The 19,667-nt window shown below is 62.1% G+C and carries 15 protein-coding genes; 5 read left to right on the top strand and 10 right to left on the bottom strand.

Annotation, left to right across the window (positions count from 1 at the left end):
* Nucleotides 1–101: 101 nt before the first annotated feature.
* Nucleotides 102–4,415, bottom strand: coding sequence for a dermonecrotic toxin domain-containing protein (locus KUA23_RS16790; protein WP_346356342.1), 4,314 nt, complete (start codon nt 4,413–4,415; stop codon nt 102–104).
* A gap of 156 nt (nt 4,416–4,571) precedes the next feature.
* On the opposite strand from KUA23_RS16790, the gene KUA23_RS16785 reads away from it, so the two are divergent.
* From KUA23_RS16785 to KUA23_RS16765, 5 genes are all read left to right on the top strand, one after another.
* A complete protein-coding gene (locus KUA23_RS16785; RefSeq protein WP_256581753.1) occupies nt 4,572–4,838 on the top strand; it encodes a hypothetical protein in 267 nt (88 codons plus the stop codon).
* 472 nt (nt 4,839–5,310) lie between these two features.
* Nucleotides 5,311–5,601: a DUF5629 family protein gene (locus KUA23_RS16780; RefSeq protein ID WP_099491595.1), complete on the top strand. Its 291-nt coding sequence runs from the start codon at nt 5,311–5,313 to the stop codon at nt 5,599–5,601.
* Nucleotides 5,588–6,763, top strand: a complete 1,176-nt coding sequence (locus tag KUA23_RS16775; protein WP_252992456.1) for a lactonase family protein — start codon at nt 5,588–5,590, stop codon at nt 6,761–6,763. The genes KUA23_RS16780 and KUA23_RS16775 overlap by 14 nt, the downstream gene beginning before the upstream one ends.
* Before the next feature lie 156 nt (nt 6,764–6,919).
* Nucleotides 6,920–7,099 carry a hypothetical protein gene (locus KUA23_RS16770; protein WP_010210027.1) on the top strand — a complete coding sequence of 60 codons (180 nt, stop codon included), beginning with the start codon at nt 6,920–6,922 and terminating at the stop codon, nt 7,097–7,099.
* 168 nt (nt 7,100–7,267) lie between these two features.
* A complete protein-coding gene (locus KUA23_RS16765) occupies nt 7,268–7,393 on the top strand; it encodes a hypothetical protein (RefSeq protein ID WP_256581755.1) in 126 nt (41 codons plus the stop codon).
* Nucleotides 7,394–7,446: 53 nt separating this feature from the next.
* Here KUA23_RS16765 and KUA23_RS16760 read toward each other — a convergent pair whose 3' ends face one another.
* The 9 genes from KUA23_RS16760 to KUA23_RS16720 all read right to left on the bottom strand — a co-directional run bounded on the left by KUA23_RS16760 (nt 7,447) and on the right by KUA23_RS16720 (nt 19,662).
* Entirely contained in the window at nt 7,447–8,040 is a 594-nt protein-coding gene (locus KUA23_RS16760; protein ID WP_252992455.1) for a glutathione S-transferase, read from the bottom strand.
* Nucleotides 8,037–11,675, bottom strand: a complete 3,639-nt coding sequence (locus KUA23_RS16755) for an AAA family ATPase (RefSeq protein ID WP_252992454.1) — start codon at nt 11,673–11,675, stop codon at nt 8,037–8,039. Before KUA23_RS16755 ends, KUA23_RS16760 begins: the two co-directional genes overlap by 4 nt.
* On the bottom strand, nt 11,672–12,913 hold the full coding sequence (locus tag KUA23_RS16750) for an exonuclease SbcCD subunit D C-terminal domain-containing protein (protein WP_078048755.1): 1,242 nt from the start codon (nt 12,911–12,913) through the stop codon (nt 11,672–11,674). Before KUA23_RS16750 ends, KUA23_RS16755 begins: the two co-directional genes overlap by 4 nt.
* A 175-nt stretch (nt 12,914–13,088) precedes the next feature.
* A complete protein-coding gene (locus tag KUA23_RS16745) occupies nt 13,089–13,319 on the bottom strand; it encodes a DUF6124 family protein (RefSeq protein ID WP_214496867.1) in 231 nt (76 codons plus the stop codon).
* Nucleotides 13,320–13,784: 465 nt separating this feature from the next.
* Nucleotides 13,785–15,425 carry a BatD family protein gene (locus tag KUA23_RS16740; protein WP_252992453.1) on the bottom strand — a complete coding sequence of 547 codons (1,641 nt, stop codon included), beginning with the start codon at nt 15,423–15,425 and terminating at the stop codon, nt 13,785–13,787.
* Nucleotides 15,422–17,161 carry a tetratricopeptide repeat protein gene (locus KUA23_RS16735; RefSeq protein WP_252992452.1) on the bottom strand — a complete coding sequence of 580 codons (1,740 nt, stop codon included), beginning with the start codon at nt 17,159–17,161 and terminating at the stop codon, nt 15,422–15,424. The genes KUA23_RS16740 and KUA23_RS16735 overlap by 4 nt, the downstream gene beginning before the upstream one ends.
* Complete coding sequence (locus KUA23_RS16730) at nt 17,158–18,246, bottom strand: vWA domain-containing protein (RefSeq protein WP_252992451.1); 1,089 nt, start codon at nt 18,244–18,246, stop codon at nt 17,158–17,160. The genes KUA23_RS16735 and KUA23_RS16730 overlap by 4 nt, the downstream gene beginning before the upstream one ends.
* The gene (locus tag KUA23_RS16725) at nt 18,239–18,733 is read right to left on the bottom strand and encodes a DUF4381 domain-containing protein (RefSeq protein ID WP_025857779.1); all 495 of its coding nucleotides are present in this window, start codon (nt 18,731–18,733) and stop codon (nt 18,239–18,241) included. The genes KUA23_RS16730 and KUA23_RS16725 overlap by 8 nt, the downstream gene beginning before the upstream one ends.
* On the bottom strand, nt 18,730–19,662 hold the full coding sequence (locus tag KUA23_RS16720; RefSeq protein ID WP_252992450.1) for a DUF58 domain-containing protein: 933 nt from the start codon (nt 19,660–19,662) through the stop codon (nt 18,730–18,732). The genes KUA23_RS16725 and KUA23_RS16720 overlap by 4 nt, the downstream gene beginning before the upstream one ends.
* Nucleotides 19,663–19,667: the final 5 nt, after the last annotated feature.

Here is a 19,667-nt window from a genome sequence, read left to right as displayed (position 1 = left end):
AGGGTGTGGTAGCTCAGTACCTCGGGATACGGCCAAGCGTTGTCGCCAGCAGTGCCTTCAGACCAATGCCGCGCTCATCACGGCATTGGTCTGAAAGGGGGTCACAGCTTCAAAAACAGCTTTTCATCCAGTGGCGCTGTGATCCGGGCGCGGATGATCTTTTCTATCTCTTTTTTGTCGTTGCCCGCCTTGGCGATCAGCGATGTTTGCGTCTCATAGCGCTGGGACGGGATTTTCAGGTGCGCCGCAGTGTACTCATTGCGCGGCGTCGCAGCGTTCGGGTAGTGAAAGTGCGCGTACCACAGCACCTTGTGCGAACCCTTTTCCCGCACCGTATACTCGGTAAACACATCGCCGGATTTCGAGGGAATTGCGCGTTTGACCAGGTTGATGTCGACGAAGCCGTGCGTCCAAAGGAAGTCGACGTTTTCCTGTCTCGGTGTTTGGACTTTATAGCCGTCGGCCGTATGCTGACGTCCCTCTTGCAGCAGCTCATCGGACTTTGCGCGCCATTGGGCGACTAACTCCTTTGTGCCCGGCTTGTCGCCAAGCTCGGTTTCAACTTGATCGGCCGTTGCCTTGAGCCTGTTAGCCAAGCTCTCGCACATGTCGTTCCAGTCAAGTGGGGTAACGCCGTCGCGTCTTGTTGGGTCTTTGAGCTTTTTTTTCTGAAACGCGATCCTGCGTTCGTTGTCGATGCTGTCGTCGATGATTGCCCTCACTTCGTCTTTATAGGTATTCAGAGACTTGGACGGTCGGGGCGGCGTAGCGGCGGGGGGTTCATATGCAACTTGCCTGACCCATTCACGCTGGGCCGGGTGCTCGTTATAAGTCGCAATAGGGTGTCCGGTTTTCGGGTCCAGCACATCAATGACATTATTCTGACCCTCCGTGGGGGCACGCAATGTCCCGATCAGAGTTTGCTTGTCCCGCGTGTTGAAGACTCGCCGTTTCGAGTCTTTTTCCGGCTTGTCGGCGCGCTTGGGTAATACGGGCGACAAACCTTGTTCTTCGCGCAGTGCATCGGCCAAGTCGGCCCTGGCCTCATCGAGGACTTCAGTGACGCGTTGGACGAACAGTTGGCGGTATTCGTCGCGAAAAACCTCGGGGTGAAGTTCTTGCAAGGTCTCAAAGTCGTTCAGTGACTGTTCGTAGGTGTCGATCACCGTGGTCAATGCAGCCTTGCGTTCAGTGAGCGTGTAGCCCTGATATTCGTGTTGGTCAAGGAAGGTTTGGTTGACGAGCCTCAGGTTGGCCGATTGCAGCCGCGCCTTCAAAAGAACCCCATAGTTTGACGGCACGTCAGCGCTCCTGATGATGCTCAACTCCTTGAGGTTGGCCATGATGGACAGCTGCGAGGCTTTAGCTTCGATGGACGGTGCAACCTGCTTCCGCTCGCTGAGGAACTTCTCGGCGCTGTGTCTGGCGGAAGGCGAATCGTTTTTCCATTTCTCGAGTTGGGCAGCAAGTGCTTGCTGGGACCTCCAAATACCTTCGCGGTCCTGATTGATGATCTTGAGGTTTTCAATCGCCTCATCGTAGGTAGCTTTTTCTGCGCCTGGCCCGGCTCGACGCATCATGTCGGACAAGGGCTCACCGCTGAGACTGATTTCGGTAGTGTGATTGTTAAGTCGGGCGTAAATGTTATTGACCAGCAACAAGTCCGCCATATTCTTTGAATATATCAACGAGCGCATGGACTTGAACTCGGCGAGATCATCGATCGCACCGTTTTTTTTCGGAGTGATGATTTCGATGGCTCTTTCGTTGCTGGCGATATCGGCTTGGGCCGCCCTCTCCAGGTCGCGAAGACCCTGGTCAATCTTCAGTCTGAGTTGACGCGTAGATTGCAATTGTTCTGCATAAGGCGCGGCGTATTGGCTGGCTGTGTCACCTTTGTTCAACCCCCATTGCACCATGAGTTTTTTTCGTGCGGTGGTGAATGCATCGAGATCTTCATTGAGCGCCCGAACGGCTGCCAAGAAAGTTTTTTGGGTTTTTCCGCTTTCCAGGAGGCTTTGCTCGTATTGGACGACCACTTGTTCCCTGGCCATGGCGTTTTCCCTGACCATGTCTTTTATGCCCTTGCGCTTGGGCATGCCTCCCCTTAGCTTGGGGCCGATATCCAGGCGCCATCGGCCGTCTGGGCCGGACTTCAATGAAGGCCCTGTACGTGCCTTGTTTTGCGGGTCGATGATGAAGGTGCCGTCCAGGTCCCGGGCCACCCGGAACCATAGGTTGTCGATGTGTGCATACAGGTGGTTGTCGATGCTGAAGAGCCCCTTGCTTGCCCCGTCGTTGATCGGCTCTGCGCCCGGCGCCGGCGCTGTGACGCTGAACGAGTCAATATGGGCACGTTGGGCGGGCGTCAGCTCGCGCGGGTTGGAGAAGGCGAAGTCGAACACGGTATGATCGTTGCCCACTGTCAGACCGTTTTCCTGGGGGGCAGCCTGCTGAACCGACACATTGACCGTCGTGGGGTCGGTAGCTGCGTCACGACGCAAGGGAATCGATGCCTCGGGACGATCGATAAAACGCGAGCTGCGGGTGGGCGTGGTCGGACTCACGTGACCCAGCGACAGGGCCACATTAACCAGTAGGTCGACAACCGCTGCGGAGTGGTCCTTGCCATTGGGTTCATTGATCTGCTCGAAATCATTTTCCATACTGGCCAGTTGCATCAGCCAACCAGCCATCGCGCCGGGGCCGCGTAATACCGGAAGCAATGTATTGAGCAACAGCAAGCCCACCTCCTTGAACGACGCCCAGCGGCTTTCGGTATCGGACGTGGATTGGCCGTTTGCCAGGTTGACCAGGCTGTGCGCGTTGGATTTGAACAGATGCTTGGCCAGGTCACCGGTCAACAGGTCCTGGCGCAAGGTACTGGCGGCGTCATAGCCATCGACCGCCAGGGTCGTCGGCGCCGCGGTGGCCGGTGGGTCGAACTCATTGAACAGGCTGTAGCGGGCAATATGGGGGATGTTGAAACCACCGTTGCCATACACCGCCCGCGTGCGGTGATCCGCAAGCCAGTTCAGCACGTTCTGTTGCAACGTGCCGGGTTGACGGATGGCCTCCAGCAAGGCTTCCCGGCTGGCAAACTCCTGCAGCGTCGGTTGCAGTTGGGGCTGGTAGAGGACATGTGGGCCTTGGCTGGCATCCAGCGGTTCGATCACGAACATGTTCTCGACCACATCCGGTGTCGCGCCCGGTTTACGTACAAACGCCAGTGGGCGCACGGTGATCTCCTGGCCGTCCACGCGTTTGGCGCCGGCCCCGGGCTGGAGAACCGCGTTGATATACTGATATCCGCGGGCGCTCAGGCCCGAATCGCCCTTGAGCTTCAATTCCAGCGCCTGCATGGCGAGCTGGATCGGCACCTGATCTATGAACCGCGCCTGGCGTTGCTGGGCAGCCTCGGTACCACTCAACAGTTCACGTTCCAGCAGGGCGGGATACTGCTTGCCGATGTCGACCTTGCTGATAAGGTCCTTGAGCATTTGCGGCAAGCTTGAGTCGACTACCTGTTGCCCGCGCACGTAGACGTCCATCTCGCCCTTGGGCAGGCCGGAAAGGTTCTCCAAGGCCATGTCAGTAAGGCTCATCTTCACCCGTTCGATGTACCCACTGCCCATGTTGCCCACGGCGACCTTGAACACCACCTCCACATCTTTGGCGGCGTAGCCTTTAGTGCTCAGCGCCAGGTCGAGTTGCTGCTGGGTATAAAGGCGTATGTCGGGGATACCGTCGAGGAAGGTGCGTCCCCCATTGCGCTGTACGCTGGTGGCGAGGGACGTGGTGAGGCGTTGGTAGGCAAAGCGTTCGGCGTCGCTGGCTTGCTTGAGCCAGGTGGGGAGCTTGCTGGCCAGTGATTGTGCGTGCGACGTCGACGGCACCGGCGCGCCAACGAACCAGGGCGCGGTGGCGGTAGCGGCAGCGAACAGTTGTGCCAGGTCTTCAGGATTGCTGCTGACTGGCAGCGTGACGGCGTCGAGGTTTTCCAGTTGTTGGTTGAGCATGATCGCGGCCTGGGTATCGAAGAGGTTGCCGTCGATCGCTCTGCGCTGCCAGGTCATCTGGTCGAAATCGAATGGCTGCGCCAATTGCTGGCTCCAGGCGCTGGCGAACGCTTCCAGCGAGGCATAGGGCGTGACCTTGCCTGCGGCGGTTGCGTGCAGGACGATGGTGCGCTCCCCGACCTGGCGCGTGATCAACAGATCGGCACTCAGGAGGGTGGTCTTCACTGCGCCCTTGCTCAACGTTGTGTCTATCACGTAGACCTTGGCTGCGTTGTCACCCGCGGCCTGCTGGCGCTGCGCGGTGTCCGGGTAGTGCGTCACCTGGTCCAGCGTCTGGCGCTGCAGCTCATCCAGGCCGGGTTGTTCCAGACTGGCGATGCTCAGGGTTGTGTGCAACGTATCGCTGAGCCAGGACCAATGGCTGCTGGCCGGGTCTGTGCGGAAGGCGGCCTGGCCCCAATACTGGCTCAGCGCTTGGGCGAAGGCGCTTTTCAGGTTGGGCCGCAGGGCGCGTATGGCCAATTCCACCGTTGGCATATCCAGGAGGCGCGAGTGAAGACCATTGTCGTCGATGATTTTGAGGAACCTGAAGTGAGCGGTATCCATCCATTTGCAGGGCTCGCCATCGCGATCAGTGAAATCCAGGTCGGTGCCCGAGGCCAGGTGGTCAAGGGCCAGGTCGAGCAGAGGCGTCAATACGTACTGCAGGGGGGCGCCCTGGCTGGGGACGGCCAGCGAAGTCGTGGCGACATTGATATTCAGGGAGGGGTACTGGCTCTTGAGTGCATCGGTCAGCATTTCTGCGACCACCGAACGTAGCGTCGGGCGATTGGCGAAATGCGCGGCGACGACGTTTTCTGTTGTGCTTGCCGGCGCGATTGTAAAACGCGAGCTCAACGTCGGTTGGGCGATAGAGGCGCGTATTTGTGGGCGAGCAACCGTGGAGATTGCGGGTTCGGCTGGGGGGGCAAGCACGCCAGGAAGTGGGGGCGTGATGGGCAGGTTCACCGTGTACGGGCGTGGAGTGGTTCTTACCGATGGCATGCAGACGCCTCCTTGGCGTGGGTGACAAACAAGTACGGCAGGAAAAATAACCGCCCATTCATGTAGGCGGGGCGACAATGCGTTATCAACTGTTTCGCCGCAGTGAACTCAGGCCGGCGAGCGCTTGGATTGGCGGGAGCTTGAGCCTTCTGTTTCCAGGTGTTTGCAGCCGCCCCATGGATGAAAGCGCGGCCCTACCTGCCATGCTGGGCTATCATTGGCGCTTTCCCGTAGACGATTGACTGCCATGACTGCCGAGACCCTGACCACCGTCCTTGAACATGCCGACATGCTGGAGATCGACGGCCTGCACGCCTTCGATTTCAGCCTGGACGACGAGACACTACTGATCACCGCCATGGACGGCCGTGCTGAAAAACGCTGGCGTTTCAGCCTGGAGCAGGTGCGAGCAGCCACCTTCGACGACACGCTGCAAAGCTGGACCCTGACCGGTGATTCGGGCGAGCACCGCCTGATCTGCCTGAGCGCGTTCACCGGCAACAATAACGACGAGGATGAAGCGGATGATGATGCGTAAATTCTGGCCCCTGCTGATGGCGGGCAGTGTCGGTGCGATGTCGGTGCAGGCTGCGCCGGCCGACACCTATGAACTGTTGGTGGGCAGCTACACCGCCGGCAGCAGCGAAGGGATCTATCGCCTGCAATTCGACAGCCGTACCGGTCAGTTCCAGGGCCCGCCAGTGCTGGCGGCCAAGGCTGCCAACCCGTCGTGGCTGACGATCTCCAAGGACCAGAAGCACCTGTTTGTGGTCAACGAGAATGGCCCCGGCCAGGAAGACCCGGTGGGGCGCGTGAGCAGCTACAGCATCGACCCGCAGAATCACCAACTGACCTTGATCAACCAGGTGCAGAGCCTGGGCAATGAACCGACCCATTCCAGCGTCGCCGCCGATGGGCGTTACCTGTTCGTGGCCAACTATTCGGTGCTGGAAGACCCGGGCGGCAGCCTGGCGGTGCTGCCGGTCGACGCCGCGGGCAAGCTGTCGCCCCCGGTGCAACTGAGCGGGCACCCGGCCAGCCGGGTAAACCCGGAGCGCCAGGCGTCCAACCATGTGCATTCGGTGGTGTCATCGCCGGATGGCAAGTATGTGTTTGTGCAGGACCTGGGCGCGGACAAGGTGTTTGCCTACCGCTATGACCCCAAGGCCAACCATGAGCTGCCCTTGACCTCGGCCGATCCGACCTCGGTGCAATTGCCGCCGGGCAGTGGCCCGCGCCACCTGTTGTTCAGCGCCGATGGCAAGCATGCCTGGCTGACCACCGAGATGAGCGCCCAGGTTGCGGTGTTCGACTACAACGATGGCGCGCTGACGCAGACTCAGCTGGTGGACTTCGCCGCCGGGCAGCCGGTGTCCGACAAAGCCGGCGCCGCGTTGCACGCTTCAAGCGACGGCAAGTTCCTGTATGTGAGCAACCGTGGTACGGCCAACCAATTGCTGGTGTTCAGCATCGACCCGGCCACCGCACACCTCAAGGAGTTGCAGCGTCGTTCGGTGGAAGGCGATCACCCGCGCGAGTTCAGCCTGGACCCGACCGGCAAGTTTTTGCTGATCGCCAACCAGAAGAGCAATGCAATCGTAGTGGTCGAACGTGACCCGAAGACCGGCCTGTTGGGTAAAACCGTGCAGACATTGCCGATCGATGCGCCCAGCGACCTCAAGTTCCTGGTGCGTCAATAAGCCACAGGCCCCGCATTGCGGGGCCTGAGCCTTTGTATTAATTCTATTAATAGCGGCTACTGTTTCAAAGCATTTCTAAGGCTCGGCCCCCGGGCGTAAGTTTGGTTACAAGGCCTTCCCCGGCCACTCAACCAAACGAACACAAGGGTTACCGACATGAATCTGAATCTCTTCTCCATCATCGCCGCTTCTGCTGTTTCCGCCACTGTTGCACTGCCAGCTGCGGCCAGCGTGGAAGTCACCGGCAAAAAATCCAGCACCAGCGCCTACACCCAGAAATACCTGCAACAAAGCGCTAACTTCTACGCCGCGCTGGATCACAAAACCCAGCAATGAGCGTTGATTGACCCTGCACACCTGCAGACGCCAAACCACTGGAACGAAGCCTGGCTCGTTCGAGTGGTTTGGCGTTTGTGCATCTGCTGAATAAAAATGATTGATATCACATTGCCATGTGTTTAAATTTGGCGCTCAAATATTGACGCCTTCCCTGGAATCGACAGCATGGCACTCCGACTCGCCGCAGTAATCCTGTTCCTCTATTCCGCCCCCATCCTGTCCTCCGTGCAACCGGTGGACGGTGAGCCGGAGCTGGCGCGCGAGCGATTGTTGAGCCTGGTCGAAGGCTGATACTGCCTTATGTGTGATGAGCCCGCTCACCACAACAGGCCTGCTTATCCCGGTTAATGCTTTGCCATTACACCGATGAACAACGGTGATTGCAGGAACGCGCCTAGCCAGCGCTGCAACCCAGGGTAGGGCGCACTGCCAAACCAATCCCGATCCACATGGGCAAACTGCCGCACAAACGGTGCCAGGGCCATGTCCGCCAGGCTCGGATGATCGGCCAGCAAATAGGCGCGGTCCGCCAGTAACCCCTCCAACTTCTGCAAGAACATCTCTCCCTCGGCCCGGTAATGCTCCATTGGAAATTGCGGGTAGCGTTCGGCGTACTTGTATCGATCCAAGTGATACTTGAAGCCTTGGTCGTTCTCGGCAATCAACGCCAATACCGCGGGATCACCCTGCAGCAGCCAGTCATCCGGATCGTGCCGGGCCAGCGCCCACTGCATGATTGCCAGGCTTTCGTCGATCACCTCGCCCTCCACACTCAACACCGGCACCGTGCCCTTGGGCGAGAGTGCCAGCATCTCGGCTGGCTTGGCCTTGAGGCTCACCTCGACGATACGTACCGGCACGCCGGCGTAGCGCAGGGCCAGGCGTGCCCGCATCGCGTACGGGCAGCGCCGGAACGAATACAGCACCACTTCGTTCACTTGACCTCCAGGGTACTCAGGCCATTGCCCTGGCGCTTGACCTGAATTTGTACCGGAATCCGTTCGTGCATTTCCTGCACGTGGGAGATCACCGCCACCTTGCGCCCTTGGGCCTGCAAGCCGTCCAGGGCGTCCATGGCCAATTGCAGCGATTCCGGGTCCAGGCTGCCAAAGCCTTCATCGATAAACAGCGACTCGATCTTCAGTGTGCTGGAGGCCATCGACGCCAGGCCGAGTGCCAGCGCCAGGGACACCAGGAACGTTTCGCCGCCAGACAACGAATGCACCGAGCGCAGCTCATCGCCCATTTCCGTGTCCATCACCAACAGGCCGAGCATGCTGCCGCCGCGTTTGAGACGGTAGCGACGCACCAGCTGGCGCAGCTGCACATTGGCGTGGTGCACCAGCAGGTCGAGGTTGTAGGCCTGGGCGATCTTGCGGAAGGTGTCGCCGGTGGCCGAACCGATCAGCGCATTCAGGCGGGCCCAGCGCTGCCACTCGTCATAGGCCTTGGCGATCTGCTCGGCGAAGGCCTGGTTGGCGTCCTGGCGGCGCTGGTCTTCGGACTGGCGCGCACGTAATTCGGCGCAACGTTTCTCGCTGTCGGCCAATTGCTGGTTGAGGACGGCCAGGGCACTCTCCAGTGCCTCGGCGTCGAGATTGCCGTTGTGCAAGGCCTGGTGGTCGGCGAGACGTTGCTCTCGTTCTTGCAGCAAAACCTTGGCCTGTTCGACGGCTTTTTCGCTGTGCTGCAGCTGCTGGCGCAGTTGGCTGACCTGGGCGTCATCGTAGCCGAGCAAACGGTTGAGGCCTGCGTCGTCAAGTTCCGGGTGCAGGGCGCGCCACTCGCTGATGCGGGTGTCGAGGGTCTGTTGCTCGGCCTGCAAGGCCTGTTCGCGTTCCTGCTGGGACTTGAGGTCGCCGGCCAGTTGGATCAGCGCGTTGTGGAGCGCTTGCAGTTGTTTGTTGGCATCGGCCTCGCTGTCGCGCGACTGGGTCACGGCCTGATCCAGGTGATGCTGCCACTGCTCGGCAGTGCTGTGCTCGCCGAGCAATGCGCTGAGCTTTTCCTGGCCGGCCTGTTGTTGTGCAGCCAGCTCGGTAACCTGCTGAATCAGTGCGTCGCGTTGTTGCTGGCGATGCTGCTGATGGGTCTGTTCTTTCTCGATGACCTGTTGACGCTCTTGTTGCTCGGCCAGCTCATCACGTTGATGGCCCAGCTGTTCAAGGCGCTGGCTGACCTGCTGGTCCAACTGCATGAACGTGGCGGCTGGCTCGGCGCGCAGACCTTCCAGGGTATCGGCAGGCAACAGGCCGGTGAACGCGTTCAGTTCCTGCTCCAGGCGTTCGCGGTCGCTGGCCAGTTCACGCTGCTGGTCCACCAGCAATTGACGCGACTGCTGGCTCGCTTCCTGGGCAGCCTGCAATTGTTGCTGCAAGCGGCCGGCATTTTGTTGCAGGTTGAGCAGGGCGCCTTGACGCTGCTCGTCCTGAGTGATGCTCTGGGTCAGTTGGCTCAGTTGCTGGTCAAGCCAGGCGCTGCGTTTGGCGGCGTCCTGGTTGAACAACGCGGCGGCCAGCGGGTGCGCATCCAGGCTGGGTTTGAGTGCTTGCTGTTGCGTCGCCAACTGCTCCTGCTGGTGCAGGTATTCCTTTTGTTGGGCGATCAGGCCACCCACTTCACCGCGCAGCTCGGTGAGTGTCTCCTTGAGGGTATCGACGGCTTTCTGCGCCGTGGCTTCTTCGTTTTCGTCATGGCGACCGAGGCTTTGCAGCAGGGCTTCGGGCTGGTGGTACGGGTGTTCATGGCTGCCGCACACCGGGCAGGGCTGATCGTCCTGCAACTGCTCGCGCAATTCCTCGACGCTCGCGCTGCGGGCCAGGCGCTGGCGTTCCAGCAGTTGCTTGGTCACGGTCAGGGTCTGTTCGGCAACGGTCAGCTCAGCTTTGGTCTGCAGGCCGGTCTGGTTCAGTTGCTCGCGCTTTTGTTGAGCATCGGTGAGCTTTTGCGTCAGTGTGCTGGCGTGCAGGTCCAGTTGCTGCTGGCTGTCCCACAGGCGCGTCAGGTCTTCGAAGGCGCGCTGCTGTTTGCGATTGTCCTGCAGCAGACTGGCCAGCAACTGGATCTGCTCGGCCACGGCGTGGGGTTCGGCGCCCGCTTCCTGGTACAGCAGGTCCAGCGCTTCGCGTTGCTGGGTGAACTGTTCGGCGGCAAGGGTGGCGCGCTGTTCCAATTGCGGCAGTTCGGCCTCACCCTTGTTCAGGCGATTACCGATCAGCACCAACTGTTGCAGGCGGTCGCGGTAGGCGTTCCAGGCATCGCCCAATGGCGCGAGGGCGGCACTGCTCTCAAGCTCGGCACTCAGGCGTTGCAGGCGTTCGGCGACCTGGCCCTGTTTTTCCTGCAAACCGTTGAGCAGGGCCTGGCCTTCGGCCCAGGCCTGTTCGTGCTGCTGTGTGTCCTCGGTGCGCTTGGCCAGTGCCTGACTCAAGTGGGCGAGGGTGCTTTGCTGCTCAAATGCCTGGCGCAGCAACGGCACGGCATCGCCCTGGTTTTTCAGGGCTTGCGCCAATGCGCTCTGTGCGTTGGCGAGCTGTTGCTGGGCCTGTTCCTGGCGGGCATGCAGGTCGGCTTGTTGTTGAGTATGCAGCTGGATTTGCGCGGCCAGGGGGGTGAGCAGCGTGCTGAGTTCGGCCTGGCGGGCGAATTGATGACGTTGCGGTGCCAACTGGTCCAGGCGGCTCAGGTCCTGGCGTTGCGGCCCTTGGTTGTCCCAGTCGGACTGCGCGCGTTGCAGCTGTTCGTTAGCGGCGAGTTGGCGTTCCTGCCATTCACGCAGTTCCTTGAGCCAGGTGTGCTGAAGTTCAAGCTGCTTGAGTTGTGCTTGCTCAGCCTTGAGCTGTTGTTGCGCGGCGTCGAATTGCTGATCCAGTTCGGCGCGGTCCTCGGGCGCCAGGGGCACCACGCCGGTGGCCTGGTCCTGCAACTGCTTGTGGGCGTCCCTGGCCTCTTTGGCCTTGTCGAAGGCGCGCCGGCCGAGCTGGGTGTAGAGGGCCGTGTCAGTGAGTTTTTCCAGCAGTTCGCTGCGTTCGTTGTCGTTGGCCTTGAGAAAGGCGCTGAACTCGCTTTGCGCCAGCAACACGGCGCGGGTGAACTGTTCGAAGTTCAGGCCCAGGGCCAGTTCCAGCTGAGTCTTGTATTCGGTTTTCTGGCTGGCCAGCAATTGGTCGCTGTCCAGGTCCAGCAGGCTCTGGCGGCTGTTCTGCAACTTGCCGCTGGCCTTGTCGCGGGCGCGATTGGCTTCCCAGCGCGCACGGTAGCGACGGCCGTTGACGCCGACAAAATCCACCTCGGCATAACCGCCACCGGTGCCGCGCCGCAGCAGGGTGCGTGGGTCACCGATGGAAATATCGCTGTCGGCATCTGGCATCTTCGCCTGGCCGGTATCGCCCAGGCGTGGCACCGCGCCAAACAACGCCAGGCACAGTGCGTCGAGCAGGGTGCTTTTACCGGCGCCAGTTGGCCCGGTAATCGCGAACAACCCAGCACTGGCCAGGGGCTCGGCGGTGAAGTCGATCTCAAACGGGCCGGCCAGGGAGGCGAGGTTTTTCAGGCGGATGGCGAGGATCTTCATGGCTGTTCAGCCTCCTGTTGCACTTCCTGAAGCAGCACGGCGAAATCCTTCAAGGTCTGTTCATCCACTTCACTGCCGTAGCTGTCCTGCCAGGCACGGCTGAACAGTTCCTGGGGCGTGAGCTGGTCAAGTTCGATCAGGCGCTCATCGTCCGTGTCGTCGCTGCCGCGTTTGCCGGCGTACTCGGCGGCAATGCGCACCAGGCGCACGGCCTTGCCTTGCAGTGCGGTTTCGATCTGCTGGCGCAGGTCGGGCTGCGGCTCGTCGAGGCGCACGCGCACTTCCAGCCAGGGATGGCGCTGGGTTTCGGCGAGCAGGTCGACGTCTGGCAAGTCGGCCAGCGCCGTGAGGATGTCCGCCAGTGGGGCGGCTTCCAGGCGTTGCAGGTCGACCGAGCGGGGGATCAGGATCGGTTCGACACTTACCAGGCATTGGCCCTGGAACGTCACGTCGAGAACCTGGTGTTTGTAGCCGATTTCGGAAAACGACAGTGGAATCGGCGAGCCGCTGTAGCGAATGCGCTCTTCGCCATTGACCTTTTGCGGCTTGTGCAAATGGCCGAGGGCAACATAGGCGACACTTCTGTCGAACAGTTTGGCCGGTAACGCCTCGGCATTGCCGATGATCAGGCTGCGCTCGGAGTCTTCCGACACCGAGCCCCCGGCCATGTGCGCGTGGCTGATGGCGATCAGCGCCTGGCCTTTTTTGCGCTTGGCGTTGGCGGCGGCGATCAGCCCTTCATGCACCTGGCCGATACCGTGCAGGTAATCGTCACCCAGGTGTGCCCCCGTGACTTCCGCCGGGCGCAGGAAGGGCAGGGCCAGGCACCAGGCGGCGACCTTGCCCTTGGCATCCGGCAGCGGGATCAGCAGGCGTTCGGCGTCCAGCTGGCCGTCATCCAGCCACAGCACGCGGCCGAGCGCGTGGGTACGCAGGCGACGCATCAACGGCGCGGGCAGTTCGATCCGCGAGCCGGAATCGTGGTTGCCGGCGATCATCACGATGGTCAGTTTCGGGTTTTGTTCATGGGCGCTGATGATGAAGTCATACAGCCGTTCCTGCGCCTTGAGCGGCGGGTTGACCGTGTCGAAGATATCGCCGGCGATGAGCAGCGCATCCGGCTGATGGTCCTTTAATTGGACCAACAGCCATTTGAGGAAACAGGCGTGTTCGAAGTCGCGTTCCTGGCCATGAAGGTTTTGGCCCAGGTGCCAGTCGGAGGTATGAAACAGACGCAAGGCGAACTCCGTGGAAAGGATGAAAAGGAGGGGAGTTTACCTGTAAAAGCACACCTGGTGCCTGTGGGTGACACAGATCCAATGTGGGAGCGGGCTTGCTCGCGAAAGCGGTGTGTCAGTCAGTGCATTTTTACCTGGCACACCGCTTTCGCGAGCAAGCCCGCTCCCACAGGGGTTACGCGTGCAGACAGTCCAGCGCTCGGTCGGCCAGGGCTCTGGCACTGTTGATCAGGTGCTCGGTGGCGCCCGCCATATGGCGCTGATCACTGCTTAGCGTTTGGGTGGTGCCCGCAGCGGTCGCGGCTGCGCAACGCAGCAGGTCGCAGATCTGGGCGAGGGCGTCTTCGAAGCTGAGGTCGTGGTGCACGGTGAAGGTGGGCGGTGGGCTGGGGACGATTTTGTTCATGAATGGATCTCCTGACAAAGTTGGGAGCCATTCTTTTGGCGATCTCACTCGACAAAAGGTGGCAGCTATGTGCGGGGTGAGATTACCGGGCAGGAGCAACCGGTCGGACCGAAGTCCGCCCGCACACAGCCGCCATAAAGCATGTTGCTCGCGGTTGTGGCGCTTGGCTTCCTGTTCACAGGATCTCACCCCTGATCGCTGATGTGCAGCGACGGAGCGAAGGCTAGCCAGTGGAGTGAGCAGGCGCAAGGCCGTGGGATTGTCTAGGAAACTTCCTGCAAATTAAAGCGATATGGATTGCTGGCCTTTGACAATGCATGTCAACCGAACGATGGAGATCAAGTGTGGGAGCGGGCTTGCCCGCGAATGCGGTGTATCAGTCGATGTATCTTTATCTGACACACCGTATTCGCGGGCAAGCCCGCTCCCACATTTTTGATGTGTGTGGTGTCAGGGAGGTTGCGGTTACTTGGGGTAGAGCGGCGGCAAACTCGTGGTATCCGTCGCCGGGTCTTGTTCACGCTCAGCCACCGGAATGGCCTTGACTGCACGCCACAAGTCTTCGCCCAGCCAGAAATGCCCACTCTCGCTGTACAGCGCACCATTCAACCCATCCAGCGCATCCGACAGCGGCACGAACCGCGCCGCCATATCGGCCAGCGTTTCCGGCTGCTGGCGAGCCCAGGCGTCGAGGGCCTGGCGGGTGGCCTGCGGGTCATTGGCCTGGGTGGCACGCTTGAGGTCGTCGAGCAGGGTGCGTGGGCTTGGGCCGGTTTGCGCGGCGCGTTGCACAGCGGGTTGGCGACGCGCGCGCCACCAGAGGCCAAATCCCAGCAATGTGGTGCAGGCGAGGATTAATGTGCTCAGTTGCCACAGCCACAGGCGTTCATCATCCGGCGCGGTGATCACCGTTGGCGTGGCGGGGGTATCCACGGCCAGGCTCGGGTTGATGGCAACCTGCAGAGTGCGGGCCGGCAAGCTGCTGCGCTCAAGGTGGTCTTCGTGGGTGTTCCACCACACCACGTCCACGGCAGGCAGCTCCAGGGCGCCGGCGCGGTTGGGCACCAGGGCTTCGCGGTCTTCACGGCTGCCGATCAGGCCGCGGTCATTGGTCTGGTTGCCGAGCACCGGTTGGTCCGGGTAGCGGCGCAAGCCGCTGATGTCGGTGCTGGGCAGGGCCGGCAGTTGCGCGCTGGACAGGCCCTCGGCCTTGACCGTGAGGCTGCGGGTCAGCGAATCGCCGACCTGCACGTGCTCAGGCTCCGGGTTCCAGTTTTCGCTCAGGGTCAGGCTGCGCGCCGGCAACCAGGGCGTATCCGCCGGGTACAGCGCGGGTTTGGGTTTGACCACCAGGGGCAACTCCGCAGAGCTGACGTGGATCAGCTTGCCGGGCTTGGTGCCCTGCAGGGTGTTTTCCTGGGCCGGGCGCGACTCCACCAGCGTCGCGCTGAAGGTCTGTGCCGGGATCGCCAGGGTGCCGCTGTGCTGCGGGTAAATCGCGTAGCGGGTTTCGATCACGCCATGGCGGATGCTGTTGATCACCTTCTCGTAGGTGCGCGACTCGCCCAACTGCTCCACGCGTGCATCGGCAATCTGCAAAGGCGTGAGGCTGCTGTCGTCATACAGCGACACCGAGTGGTACACGCGCACCGTCAACAGTGCCTGGGCCTGCACGTAGACGCTGGTCTGGTCGAGGTTGGCCTCGACAAACACCGGCGCCAGCTCGGCGGCGGTGTTCTGGCTGGCGGTCTCCATGACTTGCAGGCTGATCGGCTGGGTCTTGTACTCGCCCACCTGCAGGGGTGGGATGACCACCGTGCCGTTTTCCTTGGGCAGCAGGGTGATGATCCAGCGTGTGGTGGCGTGGTTATCGCCACCTAACGTGGTGAGCTGGTTGATCTGGCGGGTGCCGCTGACTTCGAACTGCGCATCCAGGGGCGCAAGGTCCGGCTTGCCGAACTGGGTGACATCGCTGGATTCCACCGTCAGTTCCACCGTTTCCCCGGAGTTGAGGCGGCTGCGGTCGACGCTGGCGGTCAGGTTCGCCGCCTGGGCGTGGCCTGCCGACAAGGCGAGCAGGAGCAGTAGGGTGGTGCGGCGGCTCATCGAGTCTTGTCCTGATGTTGTTGCTGTTCGTACCAGAATTTGCGGCGCAGCAGTTCGCCGGGGTTGTCCGGGATCTCTCGCAGCCATTGCTCCAGGGCCTGGCGGTGTTCACCGTCGAGGCTGGCATCATTGGGACGCAGCGGCGGGGTGGTGGTCTGTTCGTCGCCCAGCTCACTGCCCGGTACCTCATTGCCCGCGGTTTGCGGCGTGTTGCCCGTCTGGGTGTCGCCAGTGCCGGCTTCACCCTGGCCTTGTGACGACTGCTCGCCACCCGTGGCGTTTTGCCCAGTGGCGCCCGGTTGCGCAGTTTGGCCGGGTTGGGTGGTTTCGTCATCCTCGTTTTTTGCCGGTTTAGTGGGCTCAGGCTCGGCCTGTTCCTGCATCAGGGTTTCCACCAGCGCCTTGTTTTTCAGCGCCGGTTGCAGGTCGGGCTGGGCTTCGAGTGCTTGCTCGTAGGCGTCGATCGCCGCTTCCAATTCACCGGACTTGGCCAGGGCATTCCCACGATTGTAGTGGGAGTAGGCGTCATTGCCTTCGGCGAAACGCTTGATAGCCTCGGCATAGTTGCCGGCCTCGTACAGCGCCACGCCTTGCCACTGCGGGTCTTCAAAGTGTTCGGCGGCTTCGGCGGGACGTTTTTTCTTCAACAGATATTGGCCTTGCTGATCCGGACGCAGCCACAGGTCCTGCAGGCCGAAGGCGTAGCTGGGTTGCGGTGCAGTCAACAGCAACAGCGGCAGGCAGAACAACCAGCCGCGCCGGCCAGCGCAAGCGGCCAGCAGCAACAGCGGCAGGAGCAGCCAGTAACCCTGGTCGGCCCAGGTGTCGAGGTGCAGCAATTGGCCGTCGTTGCGCAAGGTTTGCGGTGGGTCCAGCACGCCGAGCTGGCGCAGGTCTTTGTCGTCCAGGCGCGCAGCGCGGTAGCGGCCGCCCATTTCGCTGGCGAAGGCCTTGAGGGTCGGGCTGTCCAGGCGTGGCACCAGGATCGCGCCTTGTTCGTCCTTGAGGAACTCGCCGCTTTCCTGGGTCACCGGCGTGCCCTCACGGCTGCCGATGCCAAGGATCGACAAGCTCGGCGCCTGGCCGCTTTGCAGCAGCAGGCGGATGCCCTGGCGTTCCTGTTTGGACAGCGAGGAACCGATCAGCAACAGGCGCCCCTGGCCGAGCCCGCCTTGCTTGAGCAGGCCAAGGGCTTTCTCGACAGCCAGGTCGGCACGGTGGCCAGCCTCGGGCATGATCGATGGGCGCAAGGCTTCCAGCAGGTTGCGGCTGGTGGCCAGGTCGTCCGACAGCGGCACCAGGGTGTGGGCACTGCCGGCATACACGACGATGGCGGTTTGCGCGTCGGTGCGCGCCTGCAACAGGTCATACAGCTTGCGGCGTGCCTGCTCCAGGCGATTGGGCGGGCTGTCGGTGGCGAGCATTTCCGGGGTCAGTTCCAGCAGCACTACCAACGGGTCGGATGGCTTCTGACTGGACTGCTCAACGCGCTGCCAACTGGGGCCGAGCAACGCCAGCACTGCCAGTAGCCAGGCAATGCCGAGCACCACCCACGGCGTTTTGCTCTCACGCCCGCTGCCACCGCTGAGCAGGTCGGCGTGGAAGGCCGGCGGCAGGATCATCTGCCAGCGCCCGGCACGCTTTTGCCGGTGCCACAGGTGCCACAGCAACCAGCCGAGCAACGGCAGCAGCAACAGCCACCAGGGACGGAACCAGTGCGGCCACAGGTCGATCATCGACGCCTCCGCAAACGCAGGCGCTTGAAGCGCTGGCGCCATTCCGGGTGTTGCTGCAGGAAAATCCCTTTGCTCGAGAGCCGGTTGAACAGCCGCTGCAAGGCGTTGTTCGGCCAGCGCTCCTGGATCACCAGCAGCATACTCAGCACCAACGCCAGGGCCAGCGGCGCGCTGTACAGCGCCAGGGCCGGGCGTGCCTGGGTGGGTTGTTGCTCGACGGGTTCGAGTTTGTCGAGCGTTGCCTTGATGGTTTGCAGTTCTTCGCCATCGCGGGCGCGGAAGTATTGGCCGCCAGTGGCTTCAGCGATGGCCTTGAGTGCAGGCTCGTCGAGGTCCAGGCTCGGGTTGACGCCGAGGATGCCCAGTGAGCCAGTTTGCTCGGGGTCGGCGCCGATGCCGATCGGGTAGATCTTCACGCCTTCTTCGGCAGCCAGGCGCGCCGCCGTGAGTGGGTCGATCTGCCCGGCATTGTTGGCGCCATCGGTGACGAGGATCAGCACGCGGCTCTGCGCCGGACGCTGGCGCAGGCGTTTGAGGGCCAGGCCGATGGCGTCGCCAATCGCGGTGTTCTTGCCGGCAATGCCGATGCGCGCTTCATCCAGCCAGGTGCGCACGGTGCGGCGGTCGAAGGTCAGCGGCGCTTGCAGGTAGGCCTGGCTGCCGAACAGGATCAAGCCGACGCGATCACCCTCGCGACCTTCGAGGAAATCGCCGAGCAGGTGTTTGACCAGGCTCAAGCGACTCACGTCTTCGTCTTGCCAGTTCATGTCAGGAAAATCCATGGAACCGGACACGTCTACCGCCACCAGCAAATCGCGGCCACTGGCGGCAATCGGCAGCGGCTCGCCGAGCCATTCCGGGCGCGCGGCGGCAGTCAACAGCAGTAACCACAGCACCACGAACGGCGCTTGCTGGCGCCAGCCCGGCAGGTTGACGCGCGCACGGCGACGGGCCAGGCCTTCGAGGTCGCTGAGGTAGCTGACTTTCAGGGCGGGCTCGCCGCTGTCGGCGGCCGGCAGCACCAGGCGCATCAGCCAGGGTAGAGGCAACAGGGCAAAGATCCACGGCCAGGCGAACTCAAACATGTTTGCGAATCCAGGTATCGACCGCTTGGGTCAGGCCGGCGATTGCCTTGTCGTCGAGTTTGCATTCGGGCTTGTAGGCGCCTTCCACCAGCACCATCCATCGCGTGAGGCCGGCGGCGGGGCAGCGGTTATCGAGGAAGGCCAGCCATTTGCGGCCGTTGAGGGTGTGGCTCTGGCTGTAGGGGTAGTCATTGCGGCACAGGCGCTTGAGCAGGCCATTGAGTTGCTGCAGCCAGGCACCGGCCGGGGCGCCGTCGTAGGGTTTGGGCATCAGCGCCAGTTCCGCCAGGGCGGCGATGCGCAGCGGGTCCAGCGGTTGTTCGGCGCGGGCGATGGGGCGACGGGTCGGCAGGAAACGCCGCAGCCACCACAGGCCCCACCCCAGCAACGGAATCACCAGCAGCAACAGCCACCAGCCCGGTGCAGGCGGCCAGAAACCGATGGCGGGCGGGGCGATCAGTGGCTGCAGTTGGTCAAGGCTGCTCATTGTTTTTTAACCGGGCGTTGCGGGTTGAGGTATTCGCGCAGTTGCTCGACCATTTCGCTCTGGGTGCTCAAGGGCATCAACAGTACGCGCAGTTTCTGCGCGAGCAGCTCCCAACGGGCAATGCGCGCTTCGGCCTGGGCCTTGTAGGCCTGGCGCAAATCGAAGTTGAGCGTGTCCAGTTCCAGCTGTGCGCCGCGCTCTGCGAAGCGCAGCAACCCGGCCGCGGGCAGGGCGTGGTCCAGTGGGTCGGAGATCGGCAACAGCAGCAGGTCGCAATGCCGCGACAGCAGGCTCAGCTGTTGCTCGGCACCTTCGGTCAGTGCGCGTTCATCGCAGATCACGATCACCAGGCTGCCGGGACGCAAGACTTCGCGGCCACGCCGCAGGGCCATGCCGAGGGCGTCGGCTTCGGGGCGGCTCTCGGTGCTCAGGCTCTGGTTGACGCGCACCAGGCGGTTGAGCAACTGCAGCAGGCTTTGCTTGCTGCGGCGCGGCTTAATTTCATAGTGCTCGTTGTCACCGAACACCAGCCCGCCGACGCGGTCGTTGTGCCCCAGCGCAGCCCAGCCGATCAGGCTGGCCGCCTGGGCCGCCAGCACCGACTTGAACATCTGCCCGGAGCCGAAAAACAGCCGGCAGCTTTGCTCCACCATGATGAAAATCGGGCGCTCGCGTTCTTCATGGAACAGCTTGGTATGCGGTTCCTGGGTGCGCGCCGTCACGCGCCAGTCGATGGTGCGCACGTCATCGCCAGCCTGGTACACGCGCACTTGGTCGAAGTCGACCCCGCGCCCGCGCAGCTTGGAGTGGTGCAGGCCGATCAGCGGGCTGCGCTGGCTCGGCGTGGAAAACAGCTGCACTTCGCGCACGCGATGGCGCATCTCGATCAGTTCGCTGAGCGTGATGCGAATCCCGTCGCCGGTGCTCATGGGTT

The organism is Pseudomonas pergaminensis (assembly GCF_024112395.2).
Taxonomy (GTDB): domain Bacteria; phylum Pseudomonadota; class Gammaproteobacteria; order Pseudomonadales; family Pseudomonadaceae; genus Aquipseudomonas; species Aquipseudomonas pergaminensis.
The sequence above is the reverse complement of the archived record's forward strand: the minus strand, read 5'-3'. Positions and strand labels throughout refer to the sequence as shown.

Coding starts and splice junctions, on each gene's coding strand:
- KUA23_RS16780 (WP_099491595.1), top strand. CDS start 5,311: ATGACTGCCGAGACCCTGACCACCGTCCTTGAACATGCCGACATGCTG.
- KUA23_RS16775 (WP_252992456.1), top strand. CDS start 5,588: ATGATGATGCGTAAATTCTGGCCCCTGCTGATGGCGGGCAGTGTCGGT.
- KUA23_RS16770 (WP_010210027.1), top strand. CDS start 6,920: ATGAATCTGAATCTCTTCTCCATCATCGCCGCTTCTGCTGTTTCCGCC.
- KUA23_RS16765 (WP_256581755.1), top strand. CDS start 7,268: ATGGCACTCCGACTCGCCGCAGTAATCCTGTTCCTCTATTCCGCCCCC.
- KUA23_RS16755 (WP_252992454.1), bottom strand. CDS start 11,675: ATGAAGATCCTCGCCATCCGCCTGAAAAACCTCGCCTCCCTGGCCGGC.
- KUA23_RS16745 (WP_214496867.1), bottom strand. CDS start 13,319: ATGAACAAAATCGTCCCCAGCCCACCGCCCACCTTCACCGTGCACCAC.
- KUA23_RS16740 (WP_252992453.1), bottom strand. CDS start 15,425: ATGAGCCGCCGCACCACCCTACTGCTCCTGCTCGCCTTGTCGGCAGGC.
- KUA23_RS16735 (WP_252992452.1), bottom strand. CDS start 17,161: ATGATCGACCTGTGGCCGCACTGGTTCCGTCCCTGGTGGCTGTTGCTG.
- KUA23_RS16730 (WP_252992451.1), bottom strand. CDS start 18,246: ATGTTTGAGTTCGCCTGGCCGTGGATCTTTGCCCTGTTGCCTCTACCC.
- KUA23_RS16725 (WP_025857779.1), bottom strand. CDS start 18,733: ATGAGCAGCCTTGACCAACTGCAGCCACTGATCGCCCCGCCCGCCATC.
- KUA23_RS16720 (WP_252992450.1), bottom strand. CDS start 19,662: ATGAGCACCGGCGACGGGATTCGCATCACGCTCAGCGAACTGATCGAG.